General features: G+C 41.4%; 12 protein-coding genes. 8 read left to right on the forward strand and 4 right to left on the reverse strand.

What is annotated here, in order from left to right; all coding sequences use genetic code 11:
- Positions 1 to 164: 164 nt before the first annotated feature.
- The gene (locus FLL45_RS14905; protein WP_142942871.1) at positions 165 to 1,382 is read right to left on the reverse strand and encodes a cyclic di-GMP phosphodiesterase; all 1,218 of its coding nucleotides are present in this window, start codon (positions 1,380 to 1,382) and stop codon (positions 165 to 167) included.
- A 211-nt stretch (positions 1,383 to 1,593) separates the two neighbouring features.
- Between FLL45_RS14905 and FLL45_RS14910 the strand changes: the two genes are divergently transcribed.
- Positions 1,594 to 2,184 carry a hypothetical protein gene (locus FLL45_RS14910; RefSeq protein ID WP_210247206.1) on the forward strand — a complete coding sequence of 197 codons (591 nt, stop codon included), beginning with the start codon at positions 1,594 to 1,596 and terminating at the stop codon, positions 2,182 to 2,184.
- A 142-nt stretch (positions 2,185 to 2,326) separates the two neighbouring features.
- Positions 2,327 to 3,538 carry an endonuclease/exonuclease/phosphatase family protein gene (locus tag FLL45_RS14915; RefSeq protein ID WP_210247207.1) on the forward strand — a complete coding sequence of 404 codons (1,212 nt, stop codon included), beginning with the start codon at positions 2,327 to 2,329 and terminating at the stop codon, positions 3,536 to 3,538.
- 103 nt (positions 3,539 to 3,641) lie between these two features.
- On the opposite strand, the gene FLL45_RS14920 is transcribed toward FLL45_RS14915, so the two are convergent.
- Positions 3,642 to 4,247 carry a hypothetical protein gene (locus tag FLL45_RS14920; protein ID WP_142942873.1) on the reverse strand — a complete coding sequence of 202 codons (606 nt, stop codon included), beginning with the start codon at positions 4,245 to 4,247 and terminating at the stop codon, positions 3,642 to 3,644.
- A gap of 223 nt (positions 4,248 to 4,470) precedes the next feature.
- Entirely contained in the window at positions 4,471 to 6,720 is a 2,250-nt protein-coding gene (locus FLL45_RS14925; RefSeq protein ID WP_142942874.1) for a winged helix-turn-helix domain-containing protein, read from the reverse strand.
- A gap of 174 nt (positions 6,721 to 6,894) precedes the next feature.
- Between FLL45_RS14925 and FLL45_RS14930 the strand changes: the two genes are divergently transcribed.
- Entirely contained in the window at positions 6,895 to 8,544 is a 1,650-nt protein-coding gene (locus tag FLL45_RS14930) for an amidohydrolase family protein (protein ID WP_142942875.1), read from the forward strand.
- Between the two features lie 80 nt (positions 8,545 to 8,624).
- On the opposite strand, the gene FLL45_RS14935 is transcribed toward FLL45_RS14930, so the two are convergent.
- On the reverse strand, positions 8,625 to 11,372 hold the full coding sequence (locus FLL45_RS14935) for a M14 family metallopeptidase (RefSeq protein WP_142942876.1): 2,748 nt from the start codon (positions 11,370 to 11,372) through the stop codon (positions 8,625 to 8,627).
- Between the two features lie 699 nt (positions 11,373 to 12,071).
- Here FLL45_RS14935 and FLL45_RS14940 point away from each other — a divergent pair.
- From FLL45_RS14940 to FLL45_RS14960, 5 genes are all read left to right on the forward strand, one after another.
- The gene (locus tag FLL45_RS14940; RefSeq protein ID WP_142942877.1) at positions 12,072 to 13,901 is read left to right on the forward strand and encodes a S8 family serine peptidase; all 1,830 of its coding nucleotides are present in this window, start codon (positions 12,072 to 12,074) and stop codon (positions 13,899 to 13,901) included.
- 474 nt (positions 13,902 to 14,375) lie between these two features.
- Positions 14,376 to 14,777, forward strand: coding sequence for a hypothetical protein (locus tag FLL45_RS14945; RefSeq protein ID WP_142942878.1), 402 nt, complete (start codon positions 14,376 to 14,378; stop codon positions 14,775 to 14,777).
- A 40-nt stretch (positions 14,778 to 14,817) separates the two neighbouring features.
- On the forward strand, positions 14,818 to 17,976 hold the full coding sequence (locus FLL45_RS14950; RefSeq protein WP_142942879.1) for a GAF domain-containing protein: 3,159 nt from the start codon (positions 14,818 to 14,820) through the stop codon (positions 17,974 to 17,976).
- A gap of 461 nt (positions 17,977 to 18,437) precedes the next feature.
- Entirely contained in the window at positions 18,438 to 18,776 is a 339-nt protein-coding gene (locus tag FLL45_RS23130) for a methyl-accepting chemotaxis protein (protein ID WP_281282213.1), read from the forward strand.
- Positions 18,769 to 19,329 (forward strand): hypothetical protein, encoded by a 561-nt coding sequence (locus FLL45_RS14960; RefSeq protein ID WP_142942880.1) that lies wholly within the window; start codon positions 18,769 to 18,771, stop codon positions 19,327 to 19,329. The genes FLL45_RS23130 and FLL45_RS14960 overlap by 8 nt, the downstream gene beginning before the upstream one ends.
- The last annotated feature ends 8 nt before the right edge of the window (positions 19,330 to 19,337 follow it).

Below are 19,337 nucleotides of genomic sequence, written 5' to 3' on the forward strand. Positions count from 1 at the left end.
TGATTAGTTCGACTATTTGAAAGTTTTTACCTAAATTTTTTTAGTGTAAAACTTCTGTTGATGCTTTACTCCCTTAGACGCTCAAAAAGGCTATATAGTTTACACAATGAAACTTAAGTCAATGACGTTAAGCTAAAGAATTTTTTGGGTATAGGTACGTTTGGCTAAGAGCGGATTTTTAGCCCTTTTTCTAGATAGTCATGTAAATAGATACCAAAGGCATTATTTTCAAAGGCATTGATAATCTTAAAATCACTGTCATTCGCGGCAGATATGATTTGTTCTTTGACTTTTTGTTTATACTGGTCGAGGATTTGAAGAACAACAGGTTGTAATTTATTTTTTCGATCAATGGCAATCACAATCCCTACTCGACCATCCTCTAATTCGACAATAGATCCTGGTGGATAGATGCCTCGCCACTGAATAAACTGCATCAGTAATTTACCATCATATATTGTATTTTTACCCTCAAGCAGCATTTTGTATACTCTGACAATTGGCGATCCTTTGCGATATGATTGCTGTCTGGTTTTTGATTCATAAACATCCACGAGACTAATCAGCTGGGTTATCGGTGTGATAGATGTCGTTTTTAAACCGCGCGGATAACCCGAACCATCGATTCGCTCATGGTGACTGTAGATAACATCAATACAAGACTTAGTTAAACCGGGTTTACTAGAAATAATGTCAAAGCCATATTTAGGATGCTCTTCAACTAGTTTTCTTTCATCAGCATTAAGTCGACCATACTTGTTTAATACTTTATTATCGACCCGCATATGACCAATATCATGCAGTAAAGCGGCTAAACCGATATCCTCTAGCTCTACCTGGCTATACCCTAATTGTTTTGCGAAACAAATAGACAATATACTTACCGCGAAACAATGATCGGCAATATCAGCATTGGACTCGGATAACATCGCCAAAACCAGCATTGCTGATTCATTTTGAAGTATTTCCTTAACATTTTCTTTAACGGAATCATGCGCGGTAGTGACGTCAAAGTCTTGACCAAGCGCAATTTTGTCGAACACTGATTTTAAAATCGATTTGGTTTGCTTTCTTCTCGTCAACGCAGGTTTGATATCGAAGTTAAAGGATTGATTGTTAAACGCTAAGCTTTCTTCTAAGTGTTTTTTATAGGTACTCGACTTTGAAGTTTGTAATTTAAATCGTTTGAATTGTGCTTCAGATTCAAAGTCAACGTAAACATATCGACACTGTCTTTGAACCGCCTCAACATCATGAGGGCCCTCGAGCTTAAAGCCTTGTAGTAAAAAATTCGATTCCTCCCAAGGACGATCTAATTCAGCGACAAACATTCCCGGAGCTAAGTCTTCGCTCCATACTTTTACTCGCTTAAAATAATCCATAAGACCGCTATTTCTTTTTTCTTATTTAAAGTCAATCATATTTGATAAATATAGACTACAAATGTGCGCTTTGCGATAAGCTTGAAGTCATTTGATGATATAGTGTTGAATAAACCGATTTGCCCTTATGCTATATATGAATGATAACATTTTCCTTGGCAGCCCCGATATTAAGCAATTTCAAGTTGCTCGCTTCTGGAGATAAATAGACATGACCGGTTATTATGAGTGGAATCCTATGCCGCATATCGTTGATATTCATTGTCCAAATTGCCTCGAAAGCGCTAAATTTGAGTTTGCTGAGGTGGTAAAAATCAAACTCAAAAAGGATGTTGCTTTTTTCAAAGAGAGCAATCTATTTGACTATAAACTGCTCGTCGATTCTAGCGGCCAACGTTGGCATGCTGCAATATACTATCCCGGCCTACATGGCGGCTCTACACTTGCGATACAAGGACTTCCTGAAGGCTATAAATCTTCTGACTGGGACCACTCCAGATTTTTAAGACAAAACCGTCAGCCTCTACTCGGCTCGATGAGTTGTAAAAATTGCTCGCAAGCAACAAAACATCTTTTACGATGGCCGGACGAAGCTTATTACACCATAGAATTCAAAGGAAGTGTACTATGGGCATACCATAGAGAGTCACTCATCGAGCTAAGAGATTTTATTTTGAGTGCCGATAGAAAGGAAGAAAATTATAAATGGCGTAATTTTCTTCGACATGTTCCAACAACTTTTAAAAAACAGAATGCGAGAGAAACTGTCGCTAAGCGCCTTAATCGTCTTATCAATAATTAACGCGAGCAAGTAATTAACTTTTATATGAGCATCACCAAGTTTAATGGTGCGATTTTTTAAAGTGTATTGTTAATGACAACACTCAATTATCCGTTTGATTATGCTAAGCTCCGATAAGTACCAAAGTAGGAGTGTCTTAAATTTGAAAAAAAGAACTAAACACTTTAGTTTTGCATTGATACTTTTCATTTTAGGTTGCCAAGAGACCATGTCAGATCAAGAAATCGACAAACAAAAATATGATCATGCCGTCAGAGTTGCGACCTTTAATGTCAGTATGGAGGCCTCTAACTACCAAGCTGAAGACGATGTCATCTATGCAAACACAATACTCATCGACGCCCTTAAAAAAGGCGACTCTCAGCAGATAAAAAACATTGCCGAAATCATTCAAAGCGTTCGACCAGATATAATTTTACTTAATGAGTTCGACTATATTGAAGATCCAAGCGACGGAATAACAATATTCCAACGAAAATATCTACAGGTATCACAAAACGGCCAACCGCCAATCGACTACCCCTTTTTCTATCATGCGCCAGTAAATACTGGTGTCGAAATACCCGGACATAATAGTGATAGTCGCTTGACTCACTACGGCTTTGGACGTTATGCGGGACAATACGGGATGGTTTTATTGTCTAAGTATCCAATAGAAACAGAAAAAGTGAGGACCTTTCAAACGTTTTTGTGGCAAGACATGCCGGGTAATTTAATGCCGAAAGGAGCGGACGGCGAAGGATGGTATAGTGAATCGGAAGCGAAAGTCATGCGTTTATCCTCAAAGTCACATTGGGATGTTCCCATTAGTATTTGCGAGACTCAACTTAATATCCTAGCCAGTCACCCGACTCCCCCGGTCTTTGATGGCGACGAAGATCGCAATGGACGCCGAAATCATGACGAAATTCGATTTTGGCGAGATTATATCGAAGGGCGCCAAGATAGCTATCATTATGATGACAATGGCGAGGTCGGCGGCATTAAGTCTCCGCAGTCTTTTGTCATCCTCGGCGATTTAAATGCAAGTCCTGTCGAAGGTGATTCTTACCCTGGCGCAATTGAACAACTCATACTTCATGACACCATAAATGACTCTATCGTGCCAGGCTCGGAAGGCGGTAAGCTCAATCAACCTAGCAATCCCTATGCGATTAACCACACTGCCGAGTGGGGAATGCGCGTGGATTATGTTTTACCCTCAGCGGATCTCAAAGTCTCAGCTAATGGTGTATTTTGGCCTGCAAAACATGAACAAAATAAGCATCTTGTCGAAGATAGAAAAGCCTCCTCTGATCACCGACTAGTATGGGTCGACCTTAAAGTGTCCCATTATTCTGAGCATTGTCAATAAGGCGCGCAATAGACAACTATGCCAGCGATTGTTATAGCTCAGGATGTTTGTTGTAGCTCAGACAGATTGTCAGGCGTTAAGATACACTTCAAGCAACTGACATTTATTTACGGTCATTATTATCACCGTCGTCACTATTATCACCGTCATCACTTTGAGCAGAATTCGAGGGTGGGATTGTTTGATTATTGCTCGCAGGAGTAACGGGCTGTTCCGTCTGCAAATTACCTGATGAATTTGCAGGTGCTTGAAGCGCTTTTATTTGATTTTCTAATTCTGCTATTTGGTTTCTAAACCGACGATTTTCTCGGCTCAGCCAGCCAGCACGAGCTTCAGCTTTGGTCGCTTTATCTTCTGCAGCAGCAAGCTTTTGTTTATCTTGATCGGCTGCTTTAGTAACTTCTGAACCGGCCGTTTGCGCTTTCTGAAGTTCCGACTGAGTTTGCGCTAATGACAGTTCTAGTTGAGTAATTTTGTCATTAAGCTGAGCCGTTACAGTGCTCAGTTCGTTATTCTTGGCTACCTCAAACTTTAAAGAAATTTGTCCAATATACCAATAGCCAAATCCGCCGATCATTGACATCGCAACGATAAAAAACAGCCCACTTCGAAAATAGAACTTGAAGTAAGATTGTGGCGCTCCGCAAATATGGCAAACCTCCTGTTTATTTGCCAACTCCCTTTTACAGCCGATGCAGTTATTACTCATATCTTATATTCTTCCATTTTTTATTGTTTAATCGGTCTATTCTATTTTTTGCAAGACATTGATTTGTTACGTGAATCTATTGGTCTCTAATACGGTGTTTGATGCAAGAGGTACTGTTATATCAAGCCCTTTCGATTGGCTTTTTATCCTGTTGACTGAAACCATCATTTTAACAGAACAACCTCATGCTAAAACTATTACTCAAGAACTTCCAGCACTTGAGTTACTCATTCAAAAGCTTTATTTCATTAAAATTTGCAGCAGACAAAGCGCTTTGCTGATTTTTCGCTAATATCTTATCAAACCATTTTAAATCTGCCGAGTCACCTTCAAATATTTGTCGAAAAAGCTGTTTCGATAAAAATTCATTATTGTGATCGGGTAACCAACCGGAAGCTAACAGCAATTTCCCTAACTGTAACGCCTCTTGCCTTTGACCTTTTCGATGCAGCCAGAGTAAATGAAAAAGATTCTCAGAATCAAAGTTTTCTTTTAGATAAGCATTAACACTGGTGCGAAACCCTAAGTCGTCGGTGACACCATTAATCGCAAGTAACTCATCATATAATAACCAAACTCGATAATTATTTTCGTTAAGTGCCTCTAATCTAATACCGCCATCAACTTGAGTTCCGTGAACAGATTGGAATACTGTTAAAGCTTCTCGCTTCTGTCCCAAGTAGGCGAGCGCTCCGATATAACTGTTACTTAAATTCGGGTTATCTTTGAAGCGCTGCGAGCGCTTTTCAAGAAAGTTTAAAGCTACCAATGGCTGCCCTTTTTCAAAAGCAATGGCTGCCTTTAAAAACAAGAAAAATTGATGGTCGGTGAATTTTTCACCATAAGCCGCTAAAGTATTTTCTGCGAGCTTTTTCTTTCCAACCGACATCAGTACCGCCGCATAAGGTAATTTATGGACATCAATATGAGAAATTCTTTGCGGGTTATCCTTTACCCAGATTAAAAAATCGGTAGCACGTTGCACATTAAGTGGTAAAAAATTAAGTTCATCAACCGGGCGATCGGTATAGTCGCTTTCAATCACCAGCGCTCTTTGGTAAGCGCTAGCCGCATCACTAAAACGGCCTAAGTTCAGATAAGTGAAAGCTAACTGACGATTAACGATTGGCGATAATGGGTCCAGCTCCAATGCTTTTTTGACCATCACATAGGCCGTTTCCACTTCCCCCAAGTTTCTCAACAAGTCGCCATACCAGAGATAAGTCAATGCATAGTTGGGCGCAAATTTAATCGCATTTTCATAAGCCAATCGGGCTTTGTCATATTGTCCTCGTGCAGCTAATAACTGCCCTTTCGAAGTATATGCAGGACCAAGCTCTGGATCTAACTGCAGCGCTTTATCGAGTAGCGGGGCGCACAAGTCATTGGCTTTCTGTGTTTGCCAGTTCCCATAAATACTATAGAACATGTAGGTATCGCACATACCAACATAGGTTAAAGGAAAGTTTGGAGATTCACTCATTAATCGTGAAAAAAGATTCTCTGCTTGATTCAATGAGTCGACCTGTCGTTTTGACCAATAAAAACGGCCCAGCAAATAATCCTGATAGACCTTATCCGTAACCTTAAAGGATGCAATGTTATTAATAGGTCGCTTAGAAAAAACATTCAGCAGTTGCGAAGCAATTTCATCCTGTAAGGTAAATGCGGCATTCTCTCGGCCATCAAATACTTTAGTCCATAATAAGTCGCTGGTCTTGCTATCAAATATTTGGACAACGACGCGCAACCGCCCGGCCTCTCTCTGCACGAACCCAGACAAAACAGAATCAACAGATTGTGCAATGAGGCTTTCTGGAATATCTGCCTCTTTCATTGATTTTCGATACGTTATGACTTTTAAATTGTCTAGCTCGGAAAGTCGAGCCCGGACCGAATCACTGAGTCCAAGGGTAATATAATCCAACTCTGAATTTTCTTGGTATGGTCTAAACGCGGTAAATAATAATGAGTCTACTTCAGCGATGTTTTTAGCGCGCTTTGATTCAGAAGAAGATTGCCACTCAAATAGGCTAAAAACGCCTCCCAAAATACCTGTGAACAGCAAGACAGCGAACAGGGTAATCACACCCCACTTTCTGGTAATTCTTTTTGGGGGCTCTTGAATGTTTGGGAGACTGCTTCTCTCGCTTGTTACTTCGGCGATAAGTCGATAGCCTTTTCCTGAAACCTTTTCGATATATTGACGGGGCGACTGGGTATCGCCGAGGGATTTTCTCAGCAGAGCAATCAGCTGATATAAAGATGCTTCGCTAACGACCTGAGTTCCCCAAATCGCCGTCATCAACTCTTCATGTGACTTAGGTTTGAGCGGGTCGGTCGCTAAAAACTGTAACGCCAACATCGCTTTTGGTGGCAGCAGCACTTCTTCTGCGCCATCCGATAACCGGTTAGTCAGTGGGTCGACACGCCATCGACCGATGGAAAATGCTTCAGAATGATTGAATTGCAAATTAAGGCAACCCTGAGTGTTTAAAAACTGTGATTATAACCCATTGATTTTTAAACCTTTAGAAAATATTTAGAAAATCATTTGAAGGAATTTAAGCAATTCAGCGCCTGTTTTAGCAAGCTATCGACCAATTCATTCAGCTGGTTCAGCGCTAAAGCTCAAAAGGAGACGCAAATGCTTATATTCAGACAGCCACTTTACCGAAGATTAACGCTTATTGCAGTGGTTGGGGTGATTCTTTGTCTATCAATAAAACTGATTACCGCAAAAACCACATTCGCGGCTAAAGGTTTCACCTCAGTGAGTAACTTGCAATCTGCCGTTAGATTGAAGTCAACTGAGATCGCAAAAAGTGTACCTAGAGTGATCATTAAAAATGTCACCCTAGTATCTGCTCACCTGGCGAAACCACTTGCTCACCAATGGGTCAAACTGGAAAACGGTAGAATTTCTCAAATTTCAGATACGCCCATTCATGATAAAGATAGTCTTGTTGTTGATGGCAGTGGACAATATTTAACGCCAGGACTGATGGATTCCCATGTTCACATCGGTGGAGCTCCTGGACTGGGATACGGTGACTATGGGCTCGCTAAAAAATACCCCGAACTGGTTAAAGAGTTTTCCGTTCAACAGCCCAGGAGTTTTCTTTACTGGGGGGTAACAGAAATTCTCGAACCAATTGGTGGTGGTGAAGGCCAAGCATTTTTTGAAAGCCAACCATTACATCCGGATGTGATGCATTGCGGTGCCGCGCCTATCAACGGCGGCTATCCAATGCTTTTTATGCCAAAAGACAAACAGCTTGAAAACTTCCCAACTTTTATTCATCAAGCCCGAAATGACCAAGATCAACGCTATCAAGATCGCATCCATCAACACAAGCACACTAGCGTCAGTAGACCTTATGACCCTTATCTGCATACGCCCGAAAAAATTGTCGAAAAAATCGCCAGTCAAGGCGCAAGCTGTATAAAACTGTTTATCGAAGACGGATTTGGCGGCGCCAGTCACTGGCCCAATATTTCCAAAGAAAACATTCTACGAATAAAAAAAGCGGCAGATCAATATGGGTTAAAAGTACTGGCTCACGCCAATGCGATTGATATGCAACAAATCGCTGTAGAAACCCAAGTCGATATTATCGCTCATGGTTTATGGAATTGGCTTGGCTATGCCAGCCATGAGGATGTTCACCCTGAGATCGCTAAGCACCTCGACATGCTAATCGAAAAGAAGATTGCCATGCAGCCCACAATGCGAGTAATTCCCGGATTAAAAGAAATGTTCCAGGAAGAAACAATAAATAACCCCGAATTTAATAAAGTGACTCCACAATCTCTATTGGACTGGTATCAAACGGACGAGGCTCAATGGTTTCCCGACGAAGTTCGACATGAAAATGGTCAGTCAAAAAGTAATCAGTCGATGATTCAAGATTTCGCTTGGATAGAGCAACGGGGCAAACGCGTGATTAACTACTTGGCACAGAAAGACTTTCCTTTTTTATTAGGCAGTGACTATCCGTCAAGCCCAACCTATGCTAATCAACCCGGGTACACCACTTACCAGGAAATATTAGCCATGGAGAGTGCGGGAGTATCACTTAAACAAATCTTTGCTGCTGCAACCATTAACAATGCAAAAGCATTTAACATTGATCACGCATATGGGACCGTGGAAGTCGGCAAAAAAGCGAACCTTTTACTACTGGAAAGAAATCCTTGGGAAACCTCAGAGGCTTACAACAGTATTAAAAAAGTCATTTTACATGGGCGAGTTATTGACCGGGAATTACTTGCTGCTGATAGTCGATCCCACTAACAAATGCTATCGGGAATAGATAAAGAATTGAAAAGCCAGCAAAGTTAATTGCTGGCTCAAAGTTAAGAAATCGGGAACATTTAATCCGCACAAATTTTTAGGTTATCAATGCCAGCTTCGACCAAATCCCCCGGACCTGCGCCATCTGCCGCGCGCACTCTCAGTTGAATAGTGTCATTAGCTGACGCATTAAAGGTTTGCTGAGTCCATGCTGCATTAGAAGTTTCATCGCCAATAGAGACCAACGATTGATAACTGCCGCCATTAATAGAAACCTCTAAATTAAATCCATCATTCGGATCATCGCCGGCATCTCGTTGACCATGAAAATAGAAAATGGACCCTGTAGAGTTCGCAGATACATTGTAAACTGGAGAAGTCGCAATACACTCGCCTCCATCGACATCATCACTGCCTGCACCACCACTATTCGGTTGTGTAAATAACGCAGCTGCACCACTCTGAGCTCCTGAAAGTTGCGTTAAAACACCACCATTATTCACCTGATCAGGTGAACCCGTAGTGAAAGTACCTGTTGAACAGGAACCACTCGTTGTCCATCCGCCTAACCCAGATTCAAAACTCTCCTCCACTTCACAAGTGGACGGTGTCGTTTCATAAATATTCACACAAGAGAACTGGCTAGTATTATTCAACGTCCCGCTGTCTTTATCGTTGGTTAATACCAAGAACATATTGCCTGTATAGCTTTGGCCAATTGGGATGCTATAAGATTGTGAAGCGCCATTACCACTATACTTCGGTGATAAATCAATTTTACCGGTACTAGTCCAGTTCTGCGTCCCCCAAAACTGGAAGTGCCGAGGCGCATCATTCAAAGTATCATTCTCATCAAATCCGATGGCATGAATTTCCCCCTGAGAGCTGGAAGCAAAATTAAAATCAATAACCGTATTAGGCGTAATGTTAAAAGCTTGAGTCGAGCGTACCCAGGTATTCCCAGTCAAAGTAACCGAGTCACCATTATCGCCGACTGCCGTATCATTCGTATTGTTCTGATTAGAATATGAAGTTAACGCCAATGAATTAAAGTTTACGCTTCCTACAGGACAACTTGATGGTGGTGGAGGCTCGTCACTGATCACTAAAAATACCGCAGAAACTGCGCCCCAAGTCCCGCTGGCATCTTGTGCTCGAACAAACACCGTATATCGTCCATTGGTCAATTGAGACGTATCGATTGACCCAGTGAGTGTTTCTGTTTTCTGGTTGAAACTACCATCTCCTGCATTCAATCCATTTGCGATCGCACCCGCCTGCCACGGGGGAATATCAATGTAATATTCAGCAGCTACAATATTTTGGGTAGCTTCTGTACCATTTTGATTATTAAAGCCTAAATCGGAACTACTGGCAGATAAATTCACTAGGGTCCCTGCAGGAACTCCACTTGAGGATGCCGCGCCGCTTAGTGTTAATCCCGTTATATCCGGCCCACCGGGTGTAATGTAGGGTGTACGGACTACTTTTGCGGCATAAATTAAAGCGGGTAAATTATCGGGTAAGATTGAATTTTGATAAACACTGCAACTTTGGAAAAAAGAAGTGCCCAGTTCAAAAGTATAGGCTGCAACGCCTAACTCTCCATAACTCACATTATCACTGGTTCCATCGGTCGGATACAAACCAACTGACTGTTGCGGAAAGTAGTCATTATAAAACGCAAACTTACGGCCTAGTGTTGCCAGTGCACTACCATTAGGTGCAGGGTTATTAGTATTCCCCCATGGCCACAAAACAAGTTCACTAAAACTATGAATATCAATATGTATACCGCTGGTATCAAGGGGCGCTGCATCGTTAACATTAGGTCCACGACGATCAGGGAAAATGCTCCTAACGTAGCTCTCAATCGCTTGCGTTTCTGGTTCTGATCCGGCGGATGGTCCTCGATAAGTACTATTACACTGGTTACCACTCGAGCCCGAGCCACCGGTACTATTCCAGCTAAAGCTAAAGTTTCTATTAAGGTCTGCGCCGCGGCTATTTGAAGTCGGGCTACAGTAATTTTGGTTGGTATTTTTACGCCATGAAATTCCGGTTTCTGCTTGTTTGCGACCATCGGGATTTGTTTGCAACATCAAATGAACTTCGTGATGATCGAGAATCCAAGTAGCGTCTGCATTAGTTTGATAACCATCGAACAACCACTTTGCGAAAGCTAAGTTGAGCGGCGCAGTCGTGTACTCTCTTGCATGGATCGCACTATTTATAAATAGAATTGGCTTGGGACCTGTGTTTGCTTTATTGGTTAGTTTTAGTACTTTTATATCAAAGCCACCAAGACCTTGGTTCTTTCGCCAGGAATTGCCGACATCGACAAATTCAGCGATATTAGGATTACTCGCAACCATCGCATCAGCTTCAGCCAAAGTTTCTTCGACCGTTTCATAGCAAGCATAACCGGGAATAGTCAGCGGCTCGATCAATGCTCCTGGTGAACCAGCATCTCGTTCGATTCTCTCACGAATGCTTTGCAAGCGGATATTCCGTTGATGAATAAAATCAGGGGCGGGTTTGATTTTAAATCCAAAATTTTTGAGCTGTTCAATTTCCTCGTCGCTCAACTCAAGGATCAAATAACCTTGTTCATGATTAGCTTCATGTATCTGTGAGTGAAAAGTTATTGCCGCTTTCCTAGCGGTATTTTTATCGGGATAATAAGCCCGATAAATATTGGTTGTCTCTTGTTCTATTTGTATTTCTCGTAAGATATCGCTTTTGGGGTCGCTATGGGCTAACACTGGCTTACTACTAAAAATACCAACCACAACAACTGAAGCAATTATTATTGTTAATCGATTCATGTTTGTTTCTCGCCATTAAGTAAAAAATAAATTAATAGTAAAAACTGACGAGGGTTTTAGTTGATTACTCGTACAAACAAATAACTAACAATTAATTATTGTTTGGTTTTTGCTAACGCCATACCTTTGCACTATTTCCATCCACACAACTAACAGAAAAAATCACAGCCATTCTACTAAACAGTTAACTCTCTAACACCAATTGTTCCATCAACGACAACTCAAGTTTTCTATTGTAAAAACATTTACCTCGCGTAGTAATCAGCAAACCTCTTCAGCCAGGCTCGTTGATTACTCTTGATAATTCGATAACCAAAATCATTGAACCCGTAAAAATTATTACTGATCAGATTGAGATACTGTCATGCAATTAAAATAAATCTCAAGAAAATAAAATTTATTTTTTAAAACGGATTAAAAAATAGCAATATATCTCAACTGATAACCTTTATCGCAAATAGTGAACCGAATTGAGGCATTCAAAACGCAGCTTTTAACAAAACACCAATCTCTAAAACCACTTCATAATGCGCCTTTAACAACAACGATTTGAAACTCTTAATCAAACTTATTCATCAAGTAATTGGTAGTCTTATTCTTGCAATCTCATTGCGACACTGAGTATCGATAAGCGAAATTTATGATCCTAAGTGTCAAATAGGACCTTCTATAAAAACAAACCAAGAATGGAGAAAAACGTTGAAAAAGATAATAACTAATCCACTTTTTAAAAAGTCCGTTGTAGCAACATTATTGTGTGGCGCATTCTCTGTGAATGCTGCTGACAACCGCTATATTATTCAGTTGAAATCTGACTCGGATGGTAAAGATATCCCCTATTCAATCATGAGTGAATCACAACGTGAACTTAAAGCAAGAACGAATGCACTTAAAATTGAAAACTTTGGCGGTATTGTAAAACGCTCGCTAGTTCGCAGTAATTCGGTCGCAGCAGAACTCTCTACCGAACAGCTCGTCGCATTAAAAAGGAGTGGTATTGCTGCATTAATCGAAGAGGACCCTCGACGTTATTTAATCGAACCAGTCGAAACCAATGCAATTACAATCTATGCTGAAGACATACCATACGGAATTAATATGGTACAGGCACTCGACGTAAGTGATGCGAACTCCGGCAATCGAAAAGTTTGTATTACTGATACAGGTTACGATGGCAATCACGAAGATTTACGGGCCTATACTGGAAGTAATATCAATGGTGACGATAATAATGGCGCGGGGAGCGATACAGGCGACTGGTTTGAGGATGGACATGGACACGGAACACATGTTGCAGGAACTATCTCAGCGCACGGCAACAATGGTGTCGGAGTCGTCGGTGTTAACCGAAGCAATCAAATTGGCCTTCACATTGTCAAAGTCTTCAACAATTCGGGCCGATGGGGTTACGGTTCAGATCTAATTGCGGCCATCAATCAGTGTGTGGATGCAGGCGCTAATATTATCAGCATGAGTTTGGGTGGTGGAGCTTCTAGCAATGCTGAACGAAATGCGTTTGAAGATGCCTTCGATGCTGGTGTCTTGAGTATCGCAGCAGCCGGCAATGATGGTAGTTCAAGCGGTAATGATGCATTTTCTTATCCAGCATCCTACGATGTCGTAATGTCAGTTGCGGCAATCAACAGCAGTAAAAACGTTGCATCATGGTCTCAAAAGAACAGCCAAGTTGAAATTGCTGCGCCAGGCGTAGCGGTTGAATCCACACTTCCAAACAACGCTTATGATGCTTGGTCGGGTACCTCAATGGCCACTCCCCACGTAGCTGGCGTGGCAGCGCTTGTCTGGAGTAATTTTACCGAATGTAGTGCAACAGAAATTCGCAATGCAATGAACAGTACTGCGGAAGATCTCGGCGCATCGGGCCGTGATGAGTCCTATGGATTTGGCTTGATTCAAGCAAGTGATATGTATGACCAACTTGCATCCGTCGGTTGCGGCGGGAATATTCCGCCCAACTCTGCCTTTACCGAAAGCTGTACAGAGTTGAGTTGCGACTTTGATGCCTCTACCAGCAATGACAGCGACGGTGTCGTTGTTTCATATGAGTGGGATTTTGGCGATGGTAACATGAGTTCTGGTGAGACCACTTCGCACGTTTATGGCGATGAAGGTAGTTATACGGTGACTCTGACTGTGACTGACGACCAGGGTGATTCCGATAGCGAGTCAAAGGTTGTCAATGTTTCGCTCGACGGTGGTGGTACCGGTGGTAGCTTTGAAGAGAATGGTCTCTCAGCTTGGTGGTGGGGATGGAATCGCAGCACTATTGAAATACCATCAGGAATGTCTTCATTGACCATTTCTACAAACGGCGGTTTTGGCAGTGCAGACTTATATCTAAGACACGATTCAGCTCCCTCAACTTCAAATTACGATTGTCGCTCAAACAATAGTGGTAATAGTGAAATTTGTACGATTAGCAGCCCTCAGCCAGGCACTTGGCACATAGGCGTTAAAGCTGGCGGTTTCTATTTCACTGGATTAACCCTCACAGGCGAGTGGAACTAATAAAAATGTAACCAAGACCTGAGGGAACTAATCGAAGTTGCTTAAAGGAGCCTTTATATGAAGCTATCCCCTTCATAACTAAGCGTCTCTTTTCGCCACCGACTCTATTGGATAAATAGTCTAAAAGTTACCTCCGTTAGCCTCTCGAAACTTGAGAGGCTTTTTTCGTTATTAAAGCCGATATTAAAGTAAGGTTTTTCGTCGCAATCATAGCGCTAACTCGAACGTCGAAAAACTTAAACCCGACCAAGCTATCGACAAATCTAGCCTTCAATAGTTAGCATAATTTACCGTTAGTATTTTGCCTGACGATACGTCGCTTTTATATCAGTTACGTCTAAATTACCCGCATTACCCCAACCTCGCGATTTTAAAGAAGAAATCCAATCCCAACCTATTCGCATTTTCTGAGATTGACTACTAGACTTACAAAATCAGCTTATATCTCGCTTTTCAACTAGGTCGGAGAAGAAAATGTTGAAATCAATCATAGCCATTGGCTTGACCTCAGCGCTTTTGGTCCCAGCATCCGTGATTGCCTCGGAGCCCGCATACGAAGCAAAAATGAAGCTTAACTTTCAAAAAGATCCATCATGTCTCCTCCAAGGGTACAAAGATAAGTCGAAACCAGTGAAAGGACGTAGCAGTCTAGTCCATGATGAGAACACCATTTCGTGGACCACTAGTTGTCTCATTCAACTGCCGAAGACCGTTAAATATTGCACCTTAACCAGCCAAATGGTCACCAACCCAGAAGTGCTGGTCTCATGGAACAGCGTCTATCAGAAAGAGGTTTTACAAGCCAAAATTGTCTCTGATGCGGACATCAACCCGGGTTTTGGTACTTTAACTGTGACCTATGTATGTTTTGAATAGAGCGAGTTTATCGCGTTAAGTCTTTTAATTGAGTCCGATTATGAAGTTTCTACAGCTTAATTTTTCTCAAAAAATTTGGTTAGGCTTTGGCATTATCGTGTTGCTACTGTCGCTATCAAGCATCCTCTCACTATACAACTTAAGTGATATCAATAATTCAACGACTCAAGTCAATGAAAATGCTGTTCCGGTTTTAAAGCAAAGTAACCAAGCGCAAATCAATTTACTCAAACAAGCAAAAATAAGCTCTTCAGGTTATACCGCCGATACTTTGATCGAAATTGATACTTTCAGCCGAGAATTTGAAGGCGTGGCAGTAGAATTTCAAAAGCAATTCGAGGCGCTAACTGAAACGGTAAAACTCGATGAGTCGATGAGCGAATACGTAACAGAAGCAGAAAAACATTACAAAACTTATAACGATTCCGTTAAAAGTATGTTTGCGGCAAAGAAGGAGTTATTACGCGCGAAAGATCTTGCAAACAAAGAGGTTCAAAACGTTAGCAACATGGTCGACGATGCCGGCGCTTTATTGCTCGATGTCGTTTGGACAGAGTATGGTGAAGACGATGAATCCCGAGAAATTATGGAGGGTATTCAAGGGCGATTAGACGGACTAATTATTGGAGTATACAACCTTGTCGATGAGATCAATCGCTCACAAGATATCGAATACTTACAAAATTCTAAATCAGCGATTCAAGAAGCATTTAGTGGAATTCAAGTGAGAAATAACCACGCCGAAACCGTTCTGGCAGATTTGCGCGGTCGCGAAACATGGCAATCCTATTTAACGATGCTGACAGAAGCAAAGGTAAAAACAACCAGTGACAACAGCATTTCCGATATCAAACTTCGCCAAGTTGAGCAAAGTATTTTAGCTAGAGAATTACTCGCCACGTCTGATGCTGCTATCGCTAAAGTCGTCAGCGAATTTGACCAATTACTGGGCGAAGCTGACGCATTATTCAACGAGAAACAAAATGGCGTGCTCGAGACCGTTGATTTAGGTAGTAAAAGTGCGATTATTGCTTGGATTATTCTTTTATTGATGGCCTCGCAAAACTTCAATTCCATGCGTAAATCAATTAAGAAGAAAATGGCCGATTTAGCCAAACTAAATTCAACCGGTGAAGTTTTGGCGTCATTGCTTAATAAAGATAAAGCGCTAGAAGAAGTGCTAGCTGCCATGCATGAGCAAACCGGTGTAGCGCGTGGTTCAGTCTATCTAATGAATGAAGAAGAACAACTCGAAGTTAAAGCCTTCTATCCGCCTAAAGCTGTTAAAGATGACACCAAAGCGGCCCGATTTGCGCTTGGCGAGGGAATCTTGGGTAAAGCCGCGGAGAGTAAAGAAATTCTTTACGTTCCCAATACCAGTAAAGATAGCAACTTTGTTAGTGATAGCAACATGCCAGCCAAAGCACTTTTATGTGTACCTTTGGTCGATAAAGACGTTTTGATCGGCGTGATGAATTTTTCTGGTGATGTTAAAGAAGTTAACTTTGAAGACAGTGACTACGAGTTTGCTTCTTCGATTGCGCGCTTACTCGTTACTACGATTAAAAATATCCGAATGCGCGAAACAATCGAAGAACAAAATCGAACGCTTGAAGAAAAAGTAAAAGCTAGAACCGCAGAACTTCATCAGAAAAACAAAGATATTGCAGTTATGATGGCTAATTTGCACCAAGGTTTATTTACGATTATTGAAGGCGGCATTGTCCATCCTGAATACTCAAAATACCTTGAAGAAATCCTTAGTACTAGTCAGATTGCCAATCGCAATTTCATGGATTTGCTCTTTGCCGATACAAACCTTGGCTCCGATCAGACCAATCAAATTGCCACTGCAGTTGATTCATTGCTTGGCATGGATGAGATGATGTTCGACTTTAATTCTCATCTTCTCGTTAACGAAGTCGTTATGAATCGAAAGGATGGTAAGCAAGTTATTTTAGAAATTGACTGGGTACCTATTGTTAATCAAAACACGGATGAAATTGAGAAGATTCTCGTTACCGTTAGAGACGTTACAGAGCTTAGAGCCCTACAATTAGAGGCTGAGGCTCAAAAACGAGAATTAGAAATTATCGGCCAGATCCTCGCCGTTTCGCCTGATAAATTCTCCGACTTCATTTCCAGCTCGCTTAAGTTCGTTGATGAATGCCGAGAACTCATTAATAAAACAACAACTAAAGATCTCGATGTAGTTGCACTACTTTTCCGCAACATGCACACCGTTAAAGGCAACGCGAGAACTTACGACTTTAAGTATATCACCGATTCTGTTCATGAAGCCGAACACACCTATGATGAACTAAGAAAAGACGATGATAAAACCTGGGACCAGAGCGCGTTACTCGAAGAACTTGCTCTCGCTGAATCCGATATTAGAGTATATCAAAAAACCGCAGAAGATAAGCTATCGGGTTTATTCGCTAACGCCTCTGGGACCTCTTCATTAGTCGGTGAAAATATTCAGAAATTAATCAATGAAGTGACATCCTTGGATACAAATACACTCAGTCACTCGGTAAAAACATGGATCCAAGATGCTTACCAGGTGTTTACAGGATCTCAAGCAGAATCAGTCAAAGATGTCCTTTCGCCAGTCATCGAATCGGTCAATTCTCTTGCCGCAGAACTGGGGAAAGAGCAGCCCGAGGTTAAAATTAATGACGCTGGCGCATTAATCAAGCGCGATGCTCACAGTCTTCTCAATAATGTTTTTATGCATGTATTTAGAAATGCAATGGACCACGGTATTGAAACACCCGAGAGTCGAACTGAAAAAGGCAAGCCGCCACAGGGTTTGATCAACTTTGACACTCACTTAGCTGACGCTCAAATCGTGTTTGAAATTAAAGATGATGGTAAGGGCTTAGCGCTGGAAAAAATTTATCAAAGTGCAATCGACAAAGGTATTTTTACTGCGGACCAAGCAAGACCTCCAGCCCAAGAAATTGCCAACCTGGTATTTCACTCAGGCTTTTCAACAGCTGAAGCGGTGACCGAAATTTCTGGTCGAGGTGTTGGCATGGATGCCGTGAAAAACTTTCTTGAGGAGAATCAGGGTAATATCGAGATAATCCTTGGAGAAGGCCAAGAAGATGAAGAATACCGACCTTTTATAACGAGAATCTCGCTGAGCGACGATATTATTATTTCGGGTGAACCACTTAAAAACATCGCTTAATCAAATACAATAACTGACTAGCCGGATTTATGGATATTTTTTATTTAATACTAACATTTACCATTGGCCTCATCGCTGGTGCTGCAATTTTTCGTGTATTCGCTAACAAAGAAAAATCGCAATTAATTGAACAGCAAACATCTTTGGAGAACTCGCTAAAAACAAAAGTTGAGCAATCCGAACTGGATAATTTACAAACGAGCTTTGAGCAACAAATCAGTAGCTACGACAATCAAATCAATTCTCTTCAGCAGGAACTAGAAAAAGTCCAAGAGGATAAAGAACGAGAAATTGCTCACTTACAAAACGAACTCAACCATCAAATAAATCAACTACAAAACAGTAACAATCAATACAGTTCCTTATTTCAGTCTGATCTACACTTAATTCAAGAACAGCTTGTTGAGCTCGGAGAAATCATGATGACTTTCGAGCGATGGCATGATTCCCTCACCGAGTTAATGCAGCATAATCGCGCCATGAGTGATCAAAATGCGCAATTTTCAAACATTGTAAAACAGATAGTAATCCTCGCACTCAATGCTGCAATCGAAGCAGCCAGAGCAGGTGAGTTTGGCCGAGGATTTGCTGTTGTTGCTGATGAGGTTCGCTCTTTGGCGCTGCGCTCACAAGATTTGAGCTCGAGCTATCAAGACAACTTACATAAGAATGATATTTTGACGACTTCTACATTCCAAGATATCCAGGCGAGTGGAAAGATGATTGTAACTGAGCTTTCCACTGCAAAAAGTCAAATTGATGGCTGTCTTGCTAAGTTATCAGGGCTGATCAATGAGTAATCGTCCGTTACAACAGCTGTTAAAAGAGTTATTCGACAAAAGTTTGCAAACGTCATTAGCAGAGTACGGGAGTGATGCTAATTGGAGTTACTCAAATATAAACAAGTCTAATATAACCGACAGTGAGCAAGCGGTATTTCTAACGATTTGCAGCCATCAGTTTAGGGTATTCATTACCATCCACTTTGTCCTGGAGAAGTGCCGCAGCTTCATTCAACAAGCCCTTAACGATAAAAAAGAAACCATCGATGAAAAGGCGAGTTATGACTTCCTCTTGGAGCTCAGCAATAGTATTTGCGGCATGCTGAAGCGAGAACTAGGTAATGCAGTGCCTGCACTCGGTATGTCGACTCCCAATATTCTCGACGAGGCAAGCTTTCAATTTATCGATATTTTTAAAGCTGAAGATACTTACTTTCAAGAAATTAAACTCGATGGTAACCATATTTTTTATGCGGGTTTTTACTACTGTCCGAACGTAGAAAACGAAATCGAGGTGACAGTAATAGAACCCGAAGTTGAAGTCGACAGCGGTGAACTTGAATTATTTTAGGTGATTTT

This window comes from Aliikangiella marina (assembly GCF_007004765.1).
GTDB classification, from domain to species: Bacteria; Pseudomonadota; Gammaproteobacteria; order Enterobacterales; family Kangiellaceae; genus Aliikangiella; species Aliikangiella marina.

Coding starts and splice junctions, on each gene's coding strand:
- FLL45_RS14905 (WP_142942871.1), bottom strand. CDS start 1,382: ATGGATTATTTTAAGCGAGTAAAAGTATGGAGCGAAGACTTAGCTCCG.
- FLL45_RS14910 (WP_210247206.1), top strand. CDS start 1,594: ATGACCGGTTATTATGAGTGGAATCCTATGCCGCATATCGTTGATATT.
- FLL45_RS14920 (WP_142942873.1), bottom strand. CDS start 4,247: ATGAGTAATAACTGCATCGGCTGTAAAAGGGAGTTGGCAAATAAACAG.
- FLL45_RS14930 (WP_142942875.1), top strand. CDS start 6,895: ATGCTTATATTCAGACAGCCACTTTACCGAAGATTAACGCTTATTGCA.
- FLL45_RS14935 (WP_142942876.1), bottom strand. CDS start 11,372: ATGAATCGATTAACAATAATAATTGCTTCAGTTGTTGTGGTTGGTATT.
- FLL45_RS14945 (WP_142942878.1), top strand. CDS start 14,376: ATGTTGAAATCAATCATAGCCATTGGCTTGACCTCAGCGCTTTTGGTC.
- FLL45_RS14950 (WP_142942879.1), top strand. CDS start 14,818: ATGAAGTTTCTACAGCTTAATTTTTCTCAAAAAATTTGGTTAGGCTTT.
- FLL45_RS23130 (WP_281282213.1), top strand. CDS start 18,438: ATGCAGCATAATCGCGCCATGAGTGATCAAAATGCGCAATTTTCAAAC.
- FLL45_RS14960 (WP_142942880.1), top strand. CDS start 18,769: ATGAGTAATCGTCCGTTACAACAGCTGTTAAAAGAGTTATTCGACAAA.